General features: G+C 75.3%; 3 protein-coding genes. All 3 read right to left on the bottom strand.

Translation table 11 applies throughout. The features are described from left to right. Entirely contained in the window at window positions 1-3,939 is a 3,939-nt protein-coding gene (locus DMH08_RS08095; protein WP_233617476.1) for a non-ribosomal peptide synthetase, read from the bottom strand. Next, window positions 3,936-11,609 (bottom strand): non-ribosomal peptide synthetase, encoded by a 7,674-nt coding sequence (locus DMH08_RS08090; RefSeq protein WP_125612763.1) that lies wholly within the window; start codon window positions 11,607-11,609, stop codon window positions 3,936-3,938. Before DMH08_RS08090 ends, DMH08_RS08095 begins: the two co-directional genes overlap by 4 nt. After that, window positions 11,606-22,005: non-ribosomal peptide synthetase (locus DMH08_RS08085; protein ID WP_125612761.1), on the bottom strand; the 10,400-nt coding region annotated here is incomplete at its 5' end. The genes DMH08_RS08085 and DMH08_RS08090, both read right to left, overlap by 4 nt.

Here is a 22,005-nt window from a genome sequence, read left to right as displayed (position 1 = left end):
TCATCCCTTTCCGGTCTCGCTGTGGAGTTTGTCGAGCCTTGCGGCGAGCACGGCGCCGATCTCGGCGGCGGGGCCGGGCTCCATCAGCAGGTGGTGGTCGACGTCGATCGGGTACTCCTCGACGCCGCCGTCGACGAGCGGGCCCCAGTTCGCCCGCCCGGTGGGGGAGTCGGCGGTGCGCCCCCTGAGCGCGGTGAAGAACACCACGTCGCCGCGGTACCGGCCGGGCCGGTACTCCTCGGCGTGCCGGAGCCCGTTCTCGTAGTTGCGGTAGACGTTGACGAGGTCGTCCTCGCCGAGGGTGGCGAGGGCGTCCTCGCGCTCGGCGAGCACCGCCATGATCCGCGCCATGTCGGGGGCGCCGTCCGCGGCGATCATCCCGGCGTCGATGCCGATGGCCTGGAGCAGCTCGGGCAGGACCTCGCGGCGCTCGGACTCGAGGTCCTGCCCGTGGTAGGCGTCGATGAGCGCGAGCATCCCGACCTCCTCCCCCGCGGCCCGGAGGCGGACGGCCATCTCGTAGGCGACGAGCCCGCCGAGCGACCAGCCCGCGAGGTGGTAGGGGCCGGACGGGCGGACGGCGCGGATCTGCGCCAGGTAGTCCTCGGCCATCTCCTCGACCGACCCCGGCAGCTCGGACCGGGTGAACGCCCGCGCCTGGAGCCCGTAGACGGGCTGGTCGGGTCCGAGGTGCCGCCGGAACTGCAGGTAGCCCCACGCGAGGCCCCCGGCGGGGTGCACGAAGAACACCGGCGGCCGCGTCCCGGACGCCCGGATCGGGAGCAGCACCTCGAAGCCGAGCCGGTCCTCGGGGTCGCCGACGCGGGTGAGGGCCTCGACCGTCTGGTGGGTGAACACGTCCTTGGGGGTCAGCTCGATGCCGGCCTGCCGGGCGCGGGTGACGACCTTCAGCGCGGTGATGCTGTCGCCGCCGAGGTCGAAGAAGCTGACGTCCGCGCCGACCTCGTCGAGGCCGAGGACGCCCGCGACGATCCCGGCGAGCCGCTCCTCCTCGGGGGTGGCCGGGGGGCGCCCGGCGGCGGCCTCCCCGTAGTCGGGGGCGGGCAGCGCGCGGCGGTCGAGCTTGCCGTTGGGCCCGACGGGGAACGTGTCGAGCCGGACGAACGCCGCGGGCACCATGTACTCGGGCAGCCGGCGGGCGACGAACCGCCGCAGGCCGCCCGTCCCGTCTCCGTCCCCGTCCCCGGCCGGCAGGCCGGGGGCGATGACGTACGCGACGAGCGACTTCACGCCGGGCGCGTCCTCGCGGGCGACGACGGCGACGTTCGCGACGGCGGGGTGCGCGGCGACCGCGGCCTCGATCTCGCCCAGCTCGATGCGGAAGCCCCGCACCTTCACCTGGAAGTCGGCGCGGTCGACGTACTCCAGGGTGCCGCCGGGGCGCCACCGCACCAGGTCGCCCGTCCGGTACATGCGGTCGCCGGGCGCGCCGTACGGGTCGGCGACGTACCGCTCGGCGGTGAGCGCCGGGCGGCGCAGGTAGCCGCGGCCGAGCCCGGCGCCCGCGATGTACGCCTCCCCCACCACCCCGGGCGGGACGGGCCGCAGGCCCGCGTCCAGCACGTAGACGCGCATGTCACCGATCGGGCGGCCCAGCACGGCGGACGTCTCGGTGGGGTCGGCGAGCGGGCCGCGCAGCCCGGTGACGGTCGTGTACGTGGTGGCCTCGGTCGGCCCGTACACGTTGCCGACCTCGGTGCCGGGGCACGCGGCGAGGACCTTGCGGACCGCCGCCGGGGATCCGGCCTCGCCGCCGGTGAGCACCTCGCGGAGCCGCGCGAACGCCTGCGGCCGCTCGTCCGCGACGAGGTTGAACAGGGTCGTGGTGAGGAACAGGCCGGTGAGGTCGCCGTCCTCGGCGAGCCGCTCGATGGCGGCGCCGTCGAGGTGGCCGGGCGGCGCGACGACGGCCGTGCCGCCGTGCAGCAGCGGCGTCCACAGCTCGTAGAGCGACGCGTCGAACGCGTGCGGCGAGTGCACCAGGACGCGGTCGTGGGCCCCGCCGCGCAGCCGTCCGTCCGTGGCGAGGTCGACGGCGTCGCGGTGCCGGAGCATCACGCCCTTCGGCACGCCCGTCGACCCGGAGGTGAACAGGACGCACGCGAGCTGCTCGGGGTGGCACGGGACGCCGGGGTCGGTGCCGGGCAGCGCGGCGAGTTCGGGGTCGCCGTCGAGGTCGAGGACGTGCGCGGACGTCTCCAGGTCCGCGGCGCGCCCGCGCATCGGCGCGTTCACCACGAGGACGGGCGCCGCGACCTCGGCGACCGCCCACGCGGTGCGCTCGGCCGGGTACCCGTGGTGGATCGGCGCGTACGCGCCGCCCGCCTTGAGGATCGCGAGGGACGCGACGGCGATGTCGGCGGACCGCTCCAGCAGCACGGCGACCGGCACGTCCCGCCCGACCCCGAGCCCGATGAGCCGGTGCGCGAGCCGGTTGGCGCGCTCGTCCAGGTCGGCGTAGGTGAGCGACGCGCCGGTGTGCGGCGTGCGGACGGCGACCGCGCCGGGCGCGGCGGCGACCCGCTCGGCGAAGACGCCGGTGACGGTGCGGGCGGGGCGGCCGGTCTCCGGTCCCTGCCAGTCGCGCAGGACGAGCGCGCGCTCCTCGGCGTCGAGGACGTCGACGGCGCCGAGCGGCAGGCCGGGCCGGTGCGCGATCGCCTCGAGGACGCGGACCAGCCGCCGCATCAGCCGTTCGGCGTCGTCCGGCGGGAACAGGTCGGTGCGGTGGTCGATCCGCAGCGACAGCGCCCGGCCGGGGACGGCCGCGAACGTCAGCGGGTAGTGGCTGGCGTCGTGGCCGTCCACGCCGTGCAGGGACAGCCCGCCGAGGTCGGTGCCCGCGGCGTCGGGGTCGAACGGGTAGTTCTCCAGCACCGTCATCGTGTCGAACAGCGCCCGGCCGCCCGCGAGCCGCTGCACGTCGGAGAGGCCGAGGTGGTGGTGCGGCATCAGCGCGGCCTGCTCGTCCTGCAGCCGGGTGAGCGCGGCGGCGACGGTGTCGGCGGGGCGGACCCGCACCCGGATCGGCAGCGTGTTGATGAACAGGCCGATCATCTGCTCGACGCCCTGCAGTTCGGGGGGCCGTCCGGACACGGCGGCGCCGAACACGACGTCCGTGCTCCCGGTGAGGCGGCCCAGCAGGACGCCCCACGCGAGCTGCAGGACGGTGTTGAGGGTGACGCCCTGCGCGCGGGCGCGCGCGCCGAGCGCGGCGGTGAGGTCTTCGGTGAGGCGGGTGCGGACCCGTCCCGGCGTCTCCGCGCCGGGCTCGGACGCGCCGGGCGCGACGAGCGCGGGCTCGGTGAACCCGTCGAGGGCGCGGCGCCAGGCGTCCTCGGCGGCGGCCCGGTCCTGCTGCGCGAGCCACGCGAGGTAGTTCTTGTACGGGGCGACGCGCGGCATGCCGGTGTCGTCGCCCTTCGCCAGGTAGAGCGCGAACAGCTCGGTCTGCAGGACGGGCGTGGACCAGCCGTCGAGCAGGATGTGGTGGTTGGTGAACACCATGCGGTGCAGGTCGTCGCCCAACCGGATGAGCAGGAACCGCAGCAGCGGCGGCTTCGCCATGTCGAACGGCCGGGCCCGCTCGGCGTCCGCGAGCCGCCGCGCCTCCGCCTCCCGGTCGGCGTCCGGCAGGCCGGTCAGGTCGGCGTCCCGCCAGGGCAGCTTCACCGTGCGGTGGACGACCTGGACGGGCGAGCCCTCCTTGCGCTGCCGGAACCCGGCGCGCAGGTTCGCGTGGCGGCGCAGCAGCGTCGCGGCGGCGGCCCGCAGCGCGTCCGCGTCCAGCGGTCCGCGCAGGTCGAACACGATCTGCGCCGTGTAGACGTCGCGGTCCGAGTCGTACAGGGCGTGGAAGAACAGCCCCTGCTGCAGGGGGGACAGCGGGAGGATGTCCTCGAGTTGCGACGTGCTCAATCGTCCTCCCATTCCCCGTCGAGCTCCGCGGCGAGCTCGTCGATCTCGTCCTGGCTCACGTCCACCAGCGACAGGTCGGACGGCGTGAACCCGCCGACCGGGCCCGCGGCGGCGCCGTCCACGACGTGCGCGACGAGGCCGCGCAGCGCCGCCGTCCAGCGCCCCGCCAGGTCGGCGATCGCGGCGTCGTCGAACAGGTCCGCGGCGTAGGTCCAGGTGGCGGTCAGTTCGGGGCCGTCCGGCAGGTCCCGGGTGTGGGCGTTCACCTCGATCGCGTGGACGAGCGCGAGCGCGTCGTCCTGCCCGCCGCCCAGGGCGTCGGACTCCTCCTGCGCGGCCGGGCCCCAGTCGGCGGCCTCCGGGGCGGCCGACCGCCCCAGGTAGTTGAACGCGACCTGCGGGTGCGGGCGCCCGGCGAGCCGCGCCGCCGACGACGGGTTGAGGTACCGCAGCAGCCCGTACCCGATCCCGTTGTCGGGGATCTCCCTGAGCTGCTCCTTGACGCGTTTCAGCGCGGTCCCGACCGCCTGGCCGCCCTCGCGGACGTCGGACGGCTCCACCCAGCCCGCGTCGAGCCGCACCGGGAAGATCGACGTGAACCAGCCGACCGTCCGCGACAGGTCCACGCCCGGGACGATCTCCTCGCGGCCGTGGCCCTCGAGGTCGACGAGCACCGCCGTCTCGTCCGTCACGCCCCGGTCGCGGCGCCACTCGGCGACGGCCAGCGCGAGCGCGGTGAGCAGCACGTCGTTGACCCGCCCGTGGAACGCGGCCGGGACGTCCGCGAGGAGCGGCCCGGTGACGTCGGCGGGCAGGCTCACCGTGCGGTGGCGGGCGGCGCCGAACGTGTCGGCGGCCGGGTCCAGCGGCCGCGCGCCCAGCGCGGGATCGGGCGTCGCGAGGACGTCCTCCCACAGCGGCAGCTCGGCGGCGCGGGCCGGGTCGGACGCCTCGGCGGCGAGCCGCTGCGCCCACCGGCGGAACGACGTCGGGACGGGGTCGGGCGCCTCCCCGGCCCACGCGGTGACGAGGTCGGGCAGCAGGACCCGCCACGACACGCCGTCCACGACCAGGTGGTGCAGGGTGAGCAGGAGGCGGCCCGAGCGGTCCGGGCCGGCGTCGAACCAGACGAGCTGCGCCGTCGTCCCGGCCTCGGGGTCGAGCCGGGCGCGCGCGGCGCGGGCCTCCGCGGCGAGGACCGCCCGCAGCTCCGCGCCGTCCAGCCCGGCGACGTCCACGCGCCGGACGAGCGGCGCCGCGTCGACCGCCCCCCGCTCGGCGACCTCGAACTCGGCGCCGTGCACGCGGAGACGGAGCATGTCGTGGTGGTCGATGACCGTGCGCAGCGCCCGGGTCAGGTCCGCGACGCCGAGGGACGGCGGCACCTGGAGCAGCATGCGCTGGCTGTAGCCCGCGACCGGCCCGTCGAGGTCCCGGAACCAGTGCATGATCGGCGTCGCGGGAACCTGCCCGATCCCCGCGCCGGGCGGTTCCGCCTCGACCTGCTCGTCCTCCCCCACCGGCCGGGCGACGGCCGCCAGTTCCTCGACGGTCTGGTGCTGGAACACCTCGCGCGGGCTCACCACCAGGCCGCTTTGACGGGCCCGGGAGACGAGTTGGATGGCGATGATGGAGTCGCCGCCGAGGTCGAAGAACCCGTCGTCCACCCCGACCCGCTCAAGGTTCAGCACCTCGGCGAACAGCCGGGCCAGGGTCTCTTCTTCGGGGGTGGACGGCGTGCGGGAGGAGACCTTGGCCGAGAAGTCGGGTTCGGGGAGCGCCTTGCGGTCGAGCTTCCCGTTCACAGTGAGCGGGAGGGCGTCCAGCTCGACGATGACCGCAGGAACCATGTAGTCCGGCAGGTCACGGCCCACGAACCGCCGCAGCTCGGCGGACTCGACGCCCGAGCCGACGACGTAGGCGATCAAGCGGTCGTCGCGCACGACGACGGCGGCGTCGCGGATGTCGCCGTGGCGGGTGAGGGCCGCCTCGACCTCGCCCGGCTCGATCCGGAACCCGCGCAGCTGAACCTGCTGGTCCGCGCGGCCGAGGTACTCCAGTGCCCCGTCGCGGCGCCATCGGCCCAGGTCACCCGTCCGGTACATGCGGGTGCCCGCTTTGCCGTGGGGGTCGGCGACGAACCGCTCCGCGGACAGCGCGGGACGGTTCAGGTAGCCGCGCGCGAGGCCGGAGCCCGCCACGTACAGCTCGCCCACGACGCCCGGCGGAACGGGCTGGAGGTAGTCGTCGAGCACGTAGACGCGCAGGTCAGGGATCCCGGTCCCGATGATGCTGCCGGGAGCGGTCGCCGCGTACGCACGGTCGAGGGCGACGTAGGATACGTGCACCGTGGTCTCGGTGATCCCGTACATGTTGACGAGCGTCGGAGCGTTCTCCGGATGCCGCGAGTACCAGTCGTCCAGACGGCCGAGTTCGAGGGCTTCCCCGCCGAAGACGACATAGCGCAGCGCCGAAAGGTCGTGGCCCGGGTCCTCCCGGTCGGCGGCCATCAACTGGTAGAACGCCGACGGCGTCTGGTTGAGGACCGTCACCCGCTCCGCTTCGAGCAGGCGAAGGAAGTCCTGCGGCGACCGTGAAGTCATGTAGGGGACGACCACGAGACGGCCGCCGTACAGCAGCGAGCCCCACAGCTCCCACACCGAGAAGTCGAACGCGTACGAGTGGAACAGCGTCCACACGTCGTCCGGACCGAAATCGAACCACTTCTCCGTAGAGCGGAGGAGTCGCACCACGTTCTGGTGCGGGACGACAACACCCTTCGGGCGGCCCGTCGACCCGGACGTGTAGATCACGTACGCCGGGTTGTCCGGGGAGATCCGCACGTCCAGGTTCGTGTCGTCGTATCCGGGAGCGTCGACATCCTCCGGCCGGATCGTCAGGACGGGACGGGCGTCGTCCAGCATGTACGCGATCCGATCCTCCGGATAATCCGGATCGATCGGCACATACGCCGCGCCCGCCTTCAACACCGCAAGGATCGCAACGACCAGCTCCGCCGAACGCGGCAGCGCCAGCGCAACGAACTGCTCCGGACCCACACCCCGCTCGACCAGACGACGCGCCAACCGGTTCGCCCGCGCGTTCACCTCACCGAACGTCCACGACACACCCTCGAACGACACCGCCACCGCGTCCGGACGCTCCGCCGCACGCGCCTCGAACAACGCAGGGATCGTCGCCCGCTCGGCGACCGGGGCGCGGCCGCCCGCCCACGTGCGCAGGAGGGTGCGGCGCTCGGTGCGGTCGAGGACGTCGGCGGTGCCGATGGGGGCGTCGGGGTCGGCGACGAGCGCGCGGACGAGCCGTTCGAAGCGGTCGCCGATCGAGGCGGCGGTGGCGGGGTCGAACAGGTCGAGGGCGTACTCGAGCGCGGCTTCGAGGCCGCCGGGCGCGCCGTCGTCGCCGTGGCGCTCCCGCAGGTAGAGCGACAGGTCGTACTTCGCGACGCCGGAGGCGAGGGGTTCGGCGCGGCCGGTGAGGCCGTCGAGTTCGAGGCGGGCCTCGGGGTTGTTCTGGAAGGACAGGACGGCCTGGAACAGCGGGTGCCGGGCCATCGAGCGCGCCGGGTTGAGGATCTCGACGAGCCGCTCGAACGGGAGGTCCTGGTTCGCGTAGGCGGCGAGGTCGGTGTCCTTCACGCGGGCGATCAGGTCGTTGAAGGACGGGTCGCCGGACGTGTCGGTGCGCAGGACGAGCATGTTGACGAACATGCCGACGAGGTCGTCGAGGGCCTCGTCGGTGCGGCCCGCGATCGGCGAGCCGATCGGCACGTCCGTCCCCGCGCCCAGCCGCGTGAGGAGCGCGGCGTAGGCGGCCTGCACGACCATGAAAAGGCTGGCGCCGTGCCGGCGGGCGAGGGCGACGAGCCCGGCGTGCAGGTCGGCGTCGAGGTCGAACTCGTGGGTGCCGCCCCGGTAGGACGCCTCGGCGGGGCGCGGCCGGTCGGCGGGGAGCGGCAGTTCGTCCGGCAGCCCGGCGAGGGCGTCGCGCCAGTAGGCGATCTGCCGCGAGATCAGGCTGTCCGGGTCGTCCTCCGAACCGAACAGCTCCTGCTGCCACAGCGTGTAGTCCGCGTACTGCACCGGCAGCGGCGCCCACTCCGGCGCACGGCCCTCCGCGCGCGACGCGTAGGCGAGGATGACGTCGCGGGCGAGCGGCGCCATCGACCAGCCGTCGGCGGCGATGTGGTGCAGGACCAGCAGCAGGACGTGCGTGTCGCCGCCGAGCGCGAACAGGCGGGCCCGCAGCGGCGGCTCGACGGAGAGGTCGAAGCCCTGCCCGGCGGCCGCGGCGAGGGCGGCGGGCAGCCGCGCCTCGTCGGTCGCGGCCGCGTCCAGGCGGGGCCGGGCGGCGGCCGGGTCGAGGACGAGCTGGCGGGCGCTGCCGGAGCCGTCCGGGAAGATGGTGCGGAGCGACTCGTGCCGGGCGGCGACGTCGGCGAGCGCGGCGCGGAGGGCGTCGAGGTCGAGGGCGCCGTCGAGGCGGAGCGCGACCGGCATGTTGAACAGGGCCCCGGCGCCCTGGAACCGGTTGAGGAACCAGAGCCGCTGCTGCGCGTGCGAGAGCGGGACGACGTCGGGCCGTTCGGCGGGCCGGAGGGCGGGCCGGACGTCGCGTCCGGCGCCGGCGAGGCGGGCGGCGAGCCCGGCGGGGGTCGGGGCCTCGAACAGCGCCCGGACGGGGAGTTCGGCGCCGAGGGCGGAGCGGACCCGGCCGACGAGGCGGGTGGCGGTGAGGGAGTCGCCGCCGAGGTCGAAGAACGAGTCGTCGGCGCCGACGCGGGCCGCGCCGAGGATCTCGGCGAACAGGCCCGCGAGGATCTCCTCCTGCGGGGTGCGGGGCGCGCGGCGGCCGGCCCCGGCGGTGCCGCCGGGGGCGGGCAGCGCGGCCCGGTCGAGCTTGCCGTTCACGGTGAGCGGGAGCGCGTCGAGGGCCGTGAACGACGGCATCATGTGGTCGGGCAGCCGCGCGGCGGCGTGCGCGCGCAGCGCGGCGACGTCCACGGAGGCGGGGACGACGTAGGCGGCGAGGCGGCCGTCGCGGACGACGACGGCGGCCCCCGCGACGCTCTCGAACCCGGCCAGGACGGACTCGATCTCGCCGGGCTCGACCCGGTATCCGCGGATCTTGACCTGGTCGTCGGCGCGGCCGAGGTACTCGAGGGTGCCGTCGGGGCGCCACCGGGCGAGGTCGCCGGTCCGGTACATGCGGTCGCCGGGCGGGCCGTACGGGTCGGCGACGAACCGTCCGGCGGTGAGGCCGGGGCGGCCGAGGTAGCCGCGGGCGAGCTGGGCGCCCGCCAGGTACAGCTCGCCGGGGACGCCGGGGGGCGCGGGCTGGAGGGCGGCGTCCAGCACGTAGGCGCGGGTGCCGCGCTGCGGGCCGCCGATCGAGGGCCGGTCGGCGTCGGCGACGACCTGGTTCGTCGTGTCGACCGTCGACTCGGTCGGCCCGTAGAAGTTGCGGGCCGTGAGGGCGGGGGCGAGGGCGCGCAGCTCGGCCCAGAGCGCCTCGCCGACGGCCTCGCCGCCGAGGAGGAGGTGCGCCGGGCGGTGCCGGCCGTCGTCGTCCAGCAGGCCCGCGTCGCGCAGGGACGTGAAGTGCGAGGGAGTCGTGTTGACGACGTCGATGTGCGCGCGCGCCACGTACCGGGTGTACGCCTCGACGTCGCGGCGGGTGTCGTCGTCGATGAGGTGGAGCTCGTGGCCGTGCATCATCCACAGCAGGCCCATCCACGACGTGTCGAACGAGAACGACGCGAGGTGCGCGAACCGCATCCGGCGTCCGCCCGCCGCCTCGGCGACCGGGTCGAAGAGCCGGTCCCGGTGCGCCTCGTAGTAGTTGAGGACGGCCGAGTGGGTGACCGTCACGCCCTTGGGCCGGCCGGTCGAACCCGACGTGTAGATGACGTAGGCGGCGTTCGCGCCGCGCAGGGCGCGGTCCGGGTTCCCGAGCCCGTCCCCGGCGGACGGGACGTCGTCCGGGGTGATCGTGCACGCGGGGGCGCAGTCGTCCAGCATGAACGCGATGCGGTCGGCCGGGTACTCCGGGTCGACCGGCACGTACGCCGCGCCCGCCTTGAGCACGCCGAGGATCGCGACGACGACGTCGGGGGTGCGGGGCAGGACGAGCGCGACGCGGTCCTCGGGGCCGACGCCGCGCGCGGCGAGGTCGCGGGCGAGGCGGTTCGCGCGGTCGTTCAGCTCGGCGTAGGTGAGGGACGCGCCGCCGCAGACGAGCGCGACGTCGCCGGGGGTGCGGGCGGCCCGCGCCTCGAACAGGTCGGGGACCGTCCCGGCGGGGACGGCGGCGGCGGTGTCGTTCCACGCGGCGAGCGCGGCCCGCCCGCCGTCCCCGGCGAGGTCGAGGGCGCCGACGGCGCGGGACGGGTCGTCGGCGAACGCCTCCAGGACGCGGCGGACCCGGGCGAGCAGCCCCTCCACGGCGTCCCGCTCGAACACGTCCGGCCGGAAGTGCAGCCGCAGCGACAGCTCCTCCCCGGGCGCGGCGACGAACGACAGCGGGAAGTGCGTGGCGTCGTAGGAGTCGGCGGCGGCGATGCGGACGCCGTTCAGCGAGCCCTCCATCGACGCCGGGTCGAACGGGTAGTTCTCCAGCACCGTCATCGTGTCGAACAGCGCGCCGCCCTGCCCGGCGGCCCGCTGGATGTCGGTGAGGCCGAGGTGGTGGTGCGGGAGCAGGTCGGTCTGCTCGGCCTGCAACCGCTCCAGGAGCGCGGCGAGCGGCTCGTCCGGCCGGTACCGGACGCGGATCGGCAGCGTGTTGATGAACAGCCCGATCATCTGCTCGATGCCGGGCAGCTCGGGCGGGCGGCCCGAGACGGTCGCGCCGAACACGACGTCGCGGGAGCCGAGGAGCCTGCCGAGGACCAGCCCCCACGCGCCCTGCAGGACGGTGCTCAGCGTGACGTTGTGGCGGCGGGCCGCGCGGGTGAGCCGCCGCGTCGTCCGCCGGTCCAGCGCGGTGGCCGTCCGCTCGGGCGGGCGGGGCGCGCGGGCGGCGGCCTCCGGCGCGACCAGGCACGGGCCGTCGACGCCGTCGAGGGCGCGGCGCCAGGCGTCCTCGGCGGCGGCCCGGTCCTGCCGCGCGAGCCACGCGAGGTAGTTCTTGTACGGGGTGACGCGCGGGAACCCGGCGTCGTGGCCGCCCTGCACGTACAGCATGAACAGCTCGGTCGCGAGGATCGGCGTCGACCAGCCGTCCAGCAGGATGTGGTGGTTGGTGAAGACGAGCCGGAACCGCTCGGGCCCCGTCCGGACCAGGACGAACCGCAGCAGCGGCGGCGCGGTCATGTCGAACCCGCGGGCCCGTTCCCGCGCGACGACCGCGTCCGCCTCGGCCGCGTCCGCCGCCGCGACCTCCTCCCACGGCAGGTCCGCCGTCCGCGGGACCACCTGCACCGGCCGCGACAGGTCCTCGTGCCAGAACGCGGCGCGCAGGTTGGCGTGGCGGCGCAGCAGCGTCTCCGCGGCGGCCCGCAGCGCCGGAACGTCCAGCGGGCCCTCCAGGTCGAGGACGAACTGGGCCGTGTAGACGTCCGTGTCGTCGGCGTCGAACAGGGCGTGGAAGAAGAACCCCTGCTGGAGCGGCGACAGCGGCAGGATGTCTTCGAGGTCCCCCCGGTTCAATGCTGGTTCCTCCAGGCGTTCTGCAGCGTGTCGATCTCACTCTGGTCGAGGTCCACGAGCAGGTCGGACGGGGTGAACCCGCCGACCGGCGCGGCGCCGTCGGCGGACGCGGCGGCGGTGACGTGCGCGACGAGGCCGCGCAGGGCGGTGAACCAGGCGTCCGCGAGGTCCCGCACGTCGGCGCCGTCCAGCAGCTCGCCCGGCCAGGTCCAGGTGGCGGACAGGACGGGGCCGTCCGGCAGGTCCCGGGTGATCGCGTTGATCTCCAGGGCGTGCGCCATCGGCATCCGCGGGTCCTCCCCGGCGGGCGGCTCCTCCGGCGCGAGCGCCCAGTCCTCGGCGCCGCCGGGCGCGACCCGCCCGAGGTAGTTGAACGCGATCTGCGCGGTCGGCGCCGCGGCCAGCTCGGCCGCGGCCTCCCCGTCGGGGTCGACGTACCGCAGGAGGCCGTACTGCTGGGCGTCCGGGACGGCCCGGAGCTGCTCCTTCACCTTCTTGACGGCCGCCGCGACGCCCGGTCCCCCGGCCCGGACCTGCGTCCAGTCGGCGGGGCCCGCGTCGAGGCGCACCGGGTGGATCGAGGTGAACCAGCCGGCCGTCCGGGACACGTCCGCGCCCGGCACCACGTCGTCGCGGCCGTGCCCCTCCAGGTCGATCAGCACGTCGGTGCCGCGCCCGCCGCCCGGCCGGTGCCGCCGCCACTGCGCCACCGCGAGCGCGAGGCCCGCGAGCAGCACGTCGTTCGCGCGGGCGTTCCACGCGGCCGGGACGTCCGTGAGCAGCGGGCCCGTGACGTCCGCGGGCAGGTCGAGGGTGACGTGCCGGGCGCGGGCCGCGATGTCCACCCGCGGGTCGAGGTCGCGGGACGCGAGCCGCTGCGGCGGCCCGTCCACGATGTCGAGCCAGTCCTCGAGCGCGTCCTCGCCGGGCGCGGCGGCGGTGAGCTTCTGCGCCCAGCGGCGGAACGACGTCCCGACCGGCCGCAGGTCTCCCCCGGCCCACGCGGTGACGAGATCGGGCAGCAGGATCCGCCACGACACGCCGTCCACCACCAGGTGGTGCAGGACGACGAGGAGCCGGCCCTGCTCGTCGCCCGCGTCGAACCAGACGAGCTGCGCCACCGTCCCGTCCCGCGGGTCGAGGCGGTCCCGCGCCGCCGCGGCCTGCTCGGCCAGCAGCGCGGCGCGCTTGTCGTCGTCCAGGCCCGCGATGTCGACCCGGGTGACGAGCGCGGCCGCGTCCACCGTGCCCGCCGGGCGGACGACGGGCTGCCAGCGGCCGCCGTCGTCCTCGTCCGCGTCGAGGCGGAGGCGGAGGACGTCGTGGTGGTCGACGAGGGTCGCGAGCGCGCCCGCCAGCCGGTCGACGCCGAGGGCGGGCGGCGTGCGGAGCAGCATCGACTGGTGGAACCCGGCGATGAGCGACGCGTCGCCGTCCACGCGCTCGCGCAGCCACCCGACGATCGGGGTGACCGGCACCGGGCCGACCCCCGCGCCGGGCGGTTCCGCCTCGACCTGCTCGTCCTCCCCCACCGGCCGGGCAACCGCCGCGAGTTCCTCGACGGTCTGGTGCTGGAACACCTCGCGCGGGCTCACCACCAAGCCGCTTTGCCGGGCCCGGGAAACGAGCTGGATGGCGATGATGGAGTCGCCGCCGAGGTCGAAGAACCCGTCGTCCACCCCGACCCGCTCAAGGTTCAGCACCTCGGCGAACAGACGGGCCAGGGTCTCTTCTTCGGGAGTGGACGGCGTACGGGAGGAAACCTTGGCCGAGAAGTCGGGCTCGGGAAGCGCCTTGCGGTCGAGCTTCCCATTCACCGTCAGCGGCAGCGCCTCCAGCTCGACGATGACCGCAGGAACCATGTAGTCCGGCAGATCGCGGCCGACGAACCGCCGCAGCTCGGCGGACTCGACGCCCGAGCCGACGACGTAGGCGACCAAGCGGTCGTCGCGCACGACGACAGCGGCGTCGCGGATGTCGCCGTGGCGGGTGAGGGCCGCCTCCACCTCCCCCGGCTCGATCCGGAACCCGCGCAGCTGAACCTGCTGGTCCGCGCGCCCGAGGTACTCCAGTGCCCCGTCGCGGCGCCATCGGCCCAGGTCACCCGTCCGATACATGCGGGCGCCCGCTCTGCCGTGGGGGTCGGCGACGAACCGCTCCGCGGACAGCGCGGGACGGTTCAGGTAGCCGCGCGCGAGGCCGGGGCCCGCCACGTACAGCTCGCCCACGACGCCCGGCGGAACGGGCTGGAGGTAGTCGTCGAGCACGTAGACGCGCAGGTCGGGGATGCCGGTCCCGATGATGCTGCCCGGAGCGGTCGCCGCGTAGGCACGGTCGAGGGCGACGTACGAGACGTGCACCGTGGTCTCGGTGATCCCGTACATGTTGACGAGCGTCGGAGCGTTCTCCGGGTGCCGCGAGTACCAGTCGTCCAGACGGCCCAGCTCAAGCGCCTCGCCACCGAACACGACGTACCGCAACGCCGACAGGTCACGCCCCGGAGACTCCTTGTCGGCCGCCATCAACTGGTAGAACGCCGACGGCGTCTGGTTCAGAACCGTGACCCGTTCGGCTTCGAGCAGCGCGAGGAAATCGGCCGGCGAACGGGACGTGAGGTACGGCACGACGACGAGACGGCCGCCGTACAGCAGCGAGCCCCACAGCTCCCACACCGAGAAGTCGAACGCGTACGAGTGGAACAGCGTCCACACGTCGTCCGGACCGAAACCGAACCACTCCTCCGTGGAACGGAGCAGCCGCACCACGTTCTGATGCGGGACCACGACGCCCTTCGGACGTCCCGTCGAACCGGACGTGTAGATCACGTACGCCGGACTGTCCGGGGAGACCTGGACATCCAGGTTCGCGTCGTCGTATCCGGCTGCGTCCACGTCTTCGGCGCGAATCGTCAGGACGGGACGGGCGTCCTCGACCATGTAGGCGATGCGATCGGCCGGATAGTCCGGATCGATCGGCACATACGCCGCCCCTGCCTTCAACACCGCCAAGATCGCGACCACGAGCTCCGCCGAACGCGGCAGCGCCAGCGCAACGAACTGCTCCGGACCCACACCCCGCTCGACCAGACGACGCGCCAACCGGTTCGCCCGCGCGTTCACCTCACCGAACGTCCACGACACCCCCTCGAACGACACCGCCACCGCGTCCGGACGCTCCGCCGCACGCGCCTCGAACAGCGCCGGGATCGTGGCGCGCTCCACGGGACGTGCGGAGCCGGAGCCGCCCGCCCAGTCTCCGAGGACGGCGGTGCGCTCGTCCGCGTCGAGGACGTCGGGGGCGGCGATGGACGCGTCCGGCGCGGCGAGCAGCGCGGCGAGGTAGCGCTCGAAGCGCGCGACGAGCCGTTCGGCGGTGCGGCCGTCGAAGAGGTCGAGGGCGTACTCGAGTTCGCCGTCGAGGCCGTCCTCCCGCTCGGTGAGGACCATCAGCAGGTCGAAGCGGGCGGCGCCGGCGTGCAGGGGTTCGGGTTCGGCGCTGAAGCCGTCGAGTTCGAGGCGGGCCTCGGGGTTGTTCTGGAAGGTGAGGCCGATCTGGAACAGCGGGTGCCGGCCGAGGTGGCGCGGCGGGTTCAGCACCTCGACGAGCCGCTCGAACGGGACGTCCTGGTGCGCGTAGGCGGCGAGGTCGGTGTCCCGCACCCGCGCGACGAGCTCCCGGAACGTGGGGTCGCCGGACGTGTCGGTGCGGAACACGAGCATGTTGACGAACATGCCGACGAGGTCGTCGAGGGCCTCGTCGGTGCGGCCCGCGATCGGCGAGCCGATCGGCACGTCCGTCCCCGCGCCCAGCCGCGTGAGCAGCGCGGCGAACGCGGCCTGGGCGACCATGAACGGGCTCGCGCCGGTGTCCCGCGCGAGGCGGCGGAGCCCGTCGAGGGTGTCGGGGCCGAGCCGGAAGCGGGCGGTGGCGCCCCGGTGGGACGCCTCGGCGGGGCGCGGCCGGTCGGTCGGGATCGGCAGCTCCTCCGGCAGCCCGGCGAGGGCGTCGCGCCAGTAGGCGATCTGCCGCGAGATCAGGCTGTCCGGGTCGTCCTCGGAACCGAACAGCTCCTGCTGCCACAGCGTGTAGTCCGCGTACTGCACCGGCAGCGGCGCCCACTCGGGGGCACGCCCCTCCGCGCGCGACGCGTACGCGGTGATGAAGTCGCGGGCGAGCGGCGCCATCGACCAGCCGTCGCCGCCGAGGTGGTGCATGAGCAGCAGCGCGACGTGCTCGTCCGGGGCGATCCGGAACAGGTGGGTGCGCAGCGGCGGCTCGGCGGAGATGTCGAACGCGTACCCGGCGGCCGTCGCGAGCCGCATCGGCAGCTCGGCCTCGGTGGTGTCGGTGATCTCCAGTTCGGGGCGGGCGGCGGCCGGGTCGAGGACGACCTGGCGGGGGACCCCGCCGTGGTCGGGCAGGACCGTGCGGAGCGTCTCGTGCCGGGCGACGAGGTCGCCGACGGCGGCGTCGACCGCGGCGGCGTCCAGCGGGCCGCGGATGCGCAGCGCGGTCGGCATGTTGTAGGTCGCCGACGGGCCCTCGAACCGGCCGAGGAACCACAGCCGCTGCTGCGCGTACGAGAGCGGCAGGACGTCCGGCCGCTCGCGCCGCTCCAGCGGCGGGCGGGCGGGCTCCGGCTCGGCGCCGGCGTCGAGGAGGGCGGCGAGCCCGGCGACGGTCGGCGCCTCGAACAGGGCGCGGACGGGGATCTCGGCGCCGAACGCGCGGCGGACGCGGCCGACGACCCGCATCGCGATCAGCGAGTTGCCGCCGAGGGCGAAGAAGTCGTCGTCGGCGCCGATCCGGTCGCGGTCCGCGCCGAGCAGGTCGGCGAAGACGGCGGCGACGGCCTCCTCGCGCGGCCCGGACGGCGCCCGGTACGCGGCGGCGGGCTCGGGCGCGGCGAGGTCGGGCCGCGGCAGCGCCTTCACGTCGACCTTGCCGTTCGGGGTGAGCGGCATCTCGTCGACGACGACGACGGCGGCGGGCACCATCGACTCCGGCAGGTTCGCGCGCAGGTGCGCGCGGAGCTCCTCCGGGTCGGGCTTCTCGCCGGGGGCCGCGACGACGTAGGCGACGAGCCGCTTCTCCGTCCGCTCCTCGACCGGTTCGGGGACGGGCGCGCCCGGCAGGTCGAGGCCGGTGACGGTGACGGCGCCGCCGGACGCCACGGCCGCCTCCAGGACGCGGCGGTACCAGCCGGCGAGGCGCTCGACGGTGTCGCGGTCGAACAGGTCGAGGGCGTACTCGACCGTCCCGGCGAGGGCGCCGGAGCCGTCCCGCGCGTCCTCCAGCAGGAACTCCAGGTCGAACTTGGCGACCCCGGCGTCCACCGGTTCGACGGCGACGGTGAGGCCGGGCAGTTCGACGGACGCCTCCGGGTTGTTCTGCAGCGTCAGCATCACCTGGAACAGCGGGTGCCGGGCCAGCGACCGGGCCGGGTTCAGCACCTCGACGAGCCGCTCGAACGGGACGTCCTGGTGGGCGTGCGCGGCGAGGTCGGTCTCCCGGACGCGGGCGAGCAGCTCGGCGAACGCCGGGTCGCCGGAGGTGTCGGTGCGGAACACGAGCGTGTTGACGAACACGCCGACGAGGTCGTCGAGGGCCTCGTCGGTGCGGCCCGCGACGGGCGAGCCGATCGGCACGTCCGTCCCGGCGCCGAGCCGGGTGAGCAGCGCGGCGAGCGCGGCCTGCAGCACCATGAACACGCTGACCTGGTGGTCGCGGGCGAGGGCGCGCAGCCCCGCGGCGAGGTCGGCGGGCAGCTCGAACGGGACCTGCCCGCCGCGGTAGGACGCGCGCTCGGGGCGGGGCCGGTCGTGCGGCAGCCGGATCTCGTCGGGCAGCCCGGCGAGCGCGCCGCGCCAGTAGGCGATCTGGCGGGAGACGAGGCTGCCCGGGTCGTCCTCGGAACCGAACAGCTCCCGCTGCCACAGCGCGTAGTCCGCGTACTGGACGGGCAGCGGCGCCCACTCGGGGGCGCCGCCGTCGCGGCGCGCCAGGTAGGCGGTGATCACGTCGCGGGCGAGCGGCGCCATCGACCAGCCGTCCCCGGCGATGTGGTGCAGCACGAGCATCAGCAGGTGCTCGTCCTCCCCGCTCCCGGCGGCGGCGCCGAGCCGGTACAGGTGGGCGCGCAGGGGCGGTTCGGCGGCGAGGTCGAACCCGCGCGCCGCGTCCATGAACAGGGCGCCGTGCGGGTCGGCGGGGTCGGCGTCCGCGACGGTGAACGGCACCTCGACGGCGTCCGCCGGGAGGACGACCTGGTGCGGCTCGCCGTCCGCGTCGCCGAACACCGTGCGCAGCGGCTCGTGCCGGGCGACGACGTCGCGCAGCGCGGCCCGCATCGCACCGACGTCGACCGCGCCGGTGAGCCGCAGCGGGATCGGCATGTTGTAGGTGGCGGTGCGGCCCTCGAACCGGTTGAGGAACCAGAGCCGCTCCTGCGCGGGCGACACCGGCAGCGGGTCGGGGCGCTCGGCGGCGGCGCGCAGCGCCGGGCGCGCCGGGCCGGCCGCGGCGGCGGACGCGGCGTGCGCGGCGAGGCCCGCGACCGTCGGGGTCTCGAACAGGGCCCGGACGGGCAGTTCGGCGTGCAGCGCGGCGCGGGCGCGGGCGACGACGCGGGTGGCCTTGAGGGAGTCGCCGCCGAGGTCGAAGAACCCGTCGTCGATGCCGACGCGGGGCAGCCCGAGGACGTCCGCGAAGATCCCGCACAGGATCTCCTCGCGGGCGTCGCGGGGACCGCGCGCGGTCGCGGCGCCGGAGAAGTCCGGTTCGGGGAGGGCGGCGCGGTCGAGCTTGCCGTTCGGGTTCAGCGGCATCGCGTCGAGCACGACGACCGCGGCCGGGACCATGTACTCCGGTAGCGTCCGCGCGGCGAACGCGCGCAGCTCGGCCGGGTCGGGGGCGTCGCCGACGACGTAGCCGACGAGGACGGTGTCGCCCGCGGCGTCGCGGCGGGCGACGACGACGCTCTGCGACACGGCCGGGTGCGCCGCGAGCGCCGCCTCGATCTCGCCCAGCTCGATGCGGAAGCCCCGCACCTTCACCTGGTGGTCGAGGCGCCCGAGGTACTCGATGTGCCCGTCCCGGTTCCAGCGCACCAGGTCGCCCGTCCGGTACATGCGCTCACCCGGACGGCCACCGAACGGGCACGCGACGAACCGGTCGGCGGTCAGCCCCGGGCGGTGCAGGTAGCCGCGCGCCAAGCCCTCCCCCGCCAGGTACAGCTCGCCGGGCGTCCCGACGGGCACGGGCCGCAGCCGCTCGTCCAGCACGTACGCGCGGGTGTTCGCCATGGGGCGGCCGATCGGCGCGTTGCCCCGCGCGTTGCCGTCGTCGTACCAGCCGGTGACGAAGATCGTCGCCTCGGTGGGGCCGTAGATGTTGGAGATGCGGGCGTCCGGCAGCAGCGCGCGCAGGTCCCGGACGAGCTGCGGCGGCAGCGCCTCGCCGCCGAGCGCGATGTCGCCCGCCTCCAGCCGCAGCCCGCCGCGCGCCACGAGCGCCGCGACCGCCGACGGGACGCCGCTGATCAGCGTCCCCGACCAGCCGCCCCGCTCGGCGACCTCCAGCAGGTCGCGGACGACCTCGATCTCGCCGCCGCAGGTCAGCGGGACGAGCCATTCGAACACCGACACGTCGAAGTTCAGCGACGTCGAGAACAGCACCCGCGCCATGCGCGCGCAGCCGTAGGAGTCCCACGACTCGGCGCAGAAGTCGACGACGTTGGCGTGCGAGACGACGACGCCCTTGGGCCGCCCGGTCGAACCGGACGTGTAGATGACGTACGCGGGGTGCCCGGGGTGCAGCGGCCGGACGCGCTCGGTGTCGGTGACGTCGGCGGCGTCGGCGGCCGGGCCGCCGCCGGCCAGGTCGCCGCCGGCCAGGTCGAGGGCGTCGATCTCGATCCGGGCCGCGTCGAGCGGCGGGAGATCGGCGGCGGTCGTGGTGATGACGGCCGCCGGGGCGGCGTCGGCCAGCATGTACGCGATGCGGTCCGCCGGGTAGGCCAGGTCGATCGGCTGGTAGGCCGCGCCCGCCTTCAGCACGGCCAGCGCCGCCACGATGAGGTCGGCGTCGCGCGGCAGCGCCAGCGCCACGAAGTCCTCAGGGCCGACGCCCCGCCCGATCAAGTGCCGGGCCAGGCGGTTCGCGCGGGCGTTCAGCTCCGCGTACGTGAGGCGGGCCGCGCCCGCGACGACGGCCGTCGCGGCGGGCGTCCGGGCGGCCTGCGCCTCCACCAGGTCGGGGACGACCGCCGGCTCGACGTGCACGCCGGTGTCGTTCCACTCGTCCAGCAGCATCGCGCGCTCGGCGCCGTCGAGCAGGTCGACCGACGACAGCCGGCGGTCGGGGGCCGCCGCGACCTGCGCGAGGAGGCGTTCGAGGCGCGCGGCCATCGCCCGCGCCGTGTCCGGCTCGAACAGGTCGAGGGCGTACTCCAGGCGGCAGTCGATCCCGGCGGGCGCGCCGGACGCGTCGTGCCGCTCGTCCACCAGCAGCGCCAGGTCGAACCGGGAGACGCCCGGGTCGACGGGTTCCGGCTCCACCGTCAGGCCGGGCAGCTCGACCCGCGCGGACGGGTCGTTCTGCATCGAGATCATGACCTGGAACAGCGGGTGCCGCGCCATCGACCGCGCCGGGTTCAGCACCTCGACGAGCCGCTCGAACGGGACGTCCTGGTGCGCGAACGCCGCGAGGTCGGTCTCCCGGACGCGGGCGAGCAGCTCGCCGAACGTCGGGTCGCCGGAGGTGTCGGTGCGCAGCACGAGCGTGTTGACGAACACGCCGACGAGGTCGTTCAGCGCCTCGTCGGGGCGGCCCGCGACCGGCGCGCCGATCGGCACGTCCGTCCCGGCGCCCAGCCGGGTGAACAGCCCGGCGAGCGCCGCCTGCAGCACCATGAACAGGCTCGCGCCGTGGTCGCGGCCGAGCGCGGCGAGCGACGCGTGCAGCCCGGGCGGCAGCGTGAACGCGTGCTGCGCGCCCCGCCCGGACGCGCGGGCCGGGCGCGGGCGGTCCGCCGGGAGCCCCAGCTCCTCGGGCAGCCCGTCCAGCGCGGCCCGCCAGTAAGCGAGCTGGCGGGAGATCGGGCTCGCGGGGTCGTCCTCGTCGCCGAGCACCGCGCGCTGCCACACGGCGTAGTCGGCGTACTGGACGGGCAGCGGCGCCCAGTCCGGGGCGCGCCCCGCGGCGCGGGCCGCGTACGCGGTCATGAGGTCGCGGGCCAGCGGCTCCATCGACCAGCCGTCGCCCGCGATGTGGTGCAGGACGAGCAGCAGCAGGTGGTCGCGGGGCGCGACGCGGAACACGTGCACCCGCACCGGCGGCTCGGCGGCGAGGTCGAACCCGCGGGTCGCGGCGGCGAGCACCGCGCCGGCCAGTTCGTCCGGGCCGCAGTCGGCGACGACCGGGTCCGCCGCGGCCTCCCCGACGGGCAGGATCCGCTGGCACGGCTCGCCGCCGGCCTCGGCGAACACCGTGCGCAGCGCCTCGTGCCGGGCGAGCATGTCGCGGGTCGCGGCGCGGACGGCGGCCAGGTCGAGGTCGCCGCGCAGGCGCAGCGGGATCGGGATGTGGTAGGTCGCGGACGGCCCCTCCAGGTCGTGGATGAACCACAGCCTGCGCTGCGCGTACGAGACGGGCAGCGGGTCGGGGCGCACGGCGGGGACGAGCGGCGGGCGGGCGTCGCCGCCGCCCTCCGCCGCCAGCCGGGCGGCGAGCGCCGCGACGGTCGGCGCCTCGAACACCGCGCGGACCTTCACGTCGGCGCCCAGGACGGCGCGGACCCGGGACGCGACGCGCGTCGCCTTGAGGGAGTCGCCGCCGAGGTCGAAGAAGTCGTCGTCGATCCCGACCCGCTCCGCGCCGAGCACCTCGGCGAACACCGCGCAGAGCGCCTCCTCGCGGGCGTCGCGGGGCGCCCGTCCGGCGGCGGACCCGGCCACGCCGGGCGCGGGGAGGGCGGCGCGGTCGAGCTTGCCGTTCGGGTTCAGCGGCATCGCGTCCAGCACGACGACCGCCGCGGGGACCATGTAGTCGGGCAGCGTCCGCCCGACGAACTCGCGGAGCGCCGCCGGGTCGGGGGCGTCGCCGACCACGTAGCCGGCGAGGACGGTGTCGCCCGCGGCGTCGCGGCGGGCGACGACGACGCTCTGCGACACGGCCGGGTGCGCCGCGAGCGCCGCCTCGATCTCGCCCAGCTCGATGCGGAAGCCCCGCACCTTCACCTGGTGGTCGAGGCGCCCGAGGTACTCGATGTGCCCGTCCCGGTTCCAGCGCACCAGGTCGCCCGTCCGGTACATGCGCTCACCCGGACGGCCACCGAACGGGCACGCGACGAACCGGTCGGCGGTCAGCCCCGGGCGGTGCAGGTAGCCGCGCGCCA

The organism is Actinomadura sp. WAC 06369, assembly GCF_003947565.1.
Lineage (GTDB): Bacteria > Actinomycetota > Actinomycetes > Streptosporangiales > Streptosporangiaceae > Spirillospora > Spirillospora rifamycini.
The sequence above is the reverse complement of the archived record's forward strand: the minus strand, read 5'-3'. Positions and strand labels throughout refer to the sequence as shown.